This window comes from Allosphingosinicella sp. (assembly GCF_036387215.1).
Classification (GTDB): domain Bacteria; phylum Pseudomonadota; class Alphaproteobacteria; order Sphingomonadales; family Sphingomonadaceae; genus Allosphingosinicella.
Window position 1 is genome coordinate 1 of sequence record NZ_DASVUE010000440.1, and the last position, 1,523, is coordinate 1,523.

Sequence of the window (1,523 nt, forward strand, 5' to 3'; positions counted from 1 at the left end):
CCTGACAAGGCGAACAGGCCGGCATCGAGCCGGCCGGTTCGCAACCCACCCCTAGCCCCTCCCTGACAGGGAGGGGGGAGTTGTTGAGATGCCCCTGCACTTCGAACTCGTCACGCCCGAGCGCCTCGTCCGCTCCGAGGACGTCCACATGGTGGTCGTCCCCGGCAGCGAGGGCGAGTTCGGCGTGCTCGAAGGCCATGCGCCCTTCATGTCGACGATCCGCAACGGCGAGCTTGCCATCTACCGCACGGGCATGACCGGCGAGCCCGAACGGATCGCTATCGAAGGCGGCTTCGCCGAAGTGAACGACCGCGGTCTCACCGTCCTTGCAGAGCGCGCCGACGTTCCGGCCTAGTCAGACGTACCCTCCACCGGCGGCCGCGGCTTTTGCGCGCGCCACAGAAGCAGCCCGCCTGCGATGATCAGCGCCGCCCCTGCCGCGGTGAAGACGTCGGGCGCATCTCCGAACCAGATCCAGCCGATGAGCGCGGCCACGAACAGCTGCACGTAGGTCATCGGCGAGACCGTCGCAGCGCCGGCGTGCACCGTCGCCCAGTAGATCAGCATGTGCGCGGTCGACGCAGTGCACGCGACGATCGCGCATTTCAGGACCACTTCGGCGCCCGGCCAGCCAATCTCGAAGTGCGGGCCGCCCAATGCCGCGAGACCGGCCGCCGCCGCGACCAGCACCGGCGCCGCGACCAGCGCCAGCACGAACTGCATCACGAGGATCGGCGCATCGCCCGCGGACTTCCGGTTGAGGGTGATGAGGAACGCCATCCCGAGCGCTGCTCCGATCGGGTAGAAAGCCGCTCCGCCCACCGCCGCGAAGTTCGGCCGGAGCACGATCAGGACGCCCGCAAAGGCAAGCGCGATCGCGCCCCACGCGAGCCGCGGCACCCGCTCGCCAAGCAGCAGCGCCGACAGCAAGGCGGTAAGGAACGGGCTCGTGAACTGGATGGCGGTCGCGTCCGCAAGCGGCATCGCCATCACGCCGAGGAAGAAGCAGATTGTGGCAAGGCTGACCGCGAGGCCCCTCCCCGCCTGAAGCCAGGGCCGCGGCAGGACGAAGCCCGCGCGCCCGTATCGAAGCGCAACCGCGATCCCCAGCCCCACCGCTCCGAAATTGTACCTCAGCGCCGACACCGCCGGCGCGGGCCACTCGCCCGTCATCGATTTCACGACCGCATCGCCAACCGACAGCATCGAAAAGCCCGCCAATGCGATCAGCAGGGCCGCCCCGACACTCTTGCTTGGCTCGGCCCGCATCCGCGCGCTCATTCCCACCGGTTAGGCAATTGTCAAAGTTTCCGTCCTATTCACCAGCTGCGCGACAGCAATTTTGACATCCTGAGGGTGAGGTTCGGAAGACCTATGAGTGCATTCGGACGACGCAGCGGAGCCAACGGCACGGGCGGCCAGCGCCCATCCTTCGGCGTCGCCCGCCCAATGAAGGGCGGCGGCCCCGCTCCCCTCAACGTCGAAGGCGGCGAGCAATTCCCGCCCCTGGACGCCTTCGCGGC

The 1,523-nt window shown here is 68.4% G+C and carries 2 protein-coding genes; one reads left to right on the plus strand and one right to left on the minus strand.

Features of this window, described 5'->3' with window-relative positions:
* Window positions 1–88 precede the first annotated feature (88 nt).
* Window positions 89–355, plus strand: a complete 267-nt coding sequence (locus VF662_RS16755) for an ATP synthase F1 subunit epsilon (protein ID WP_464143090.1) — start codon at window positions 89–91, stop codon at window positions 353–355.
* Here the strand turns inward: VF662_RS16755 and VF662_RS16760 are convergent.
* Entirely contained in the window at window positions 352–1,269 is a 918-nt protein-coding gene (locus VF662_RS16760; protein WP_464143091.1) for a DMT family transporter, read from the minus strand. The genes VF662_RS16755 and VF662_RS16760 overlap by 4 nt on opposite strands.
* Between the last annotated feature and the right edge of the window lie 254 nt (window positions 1,270–1,523).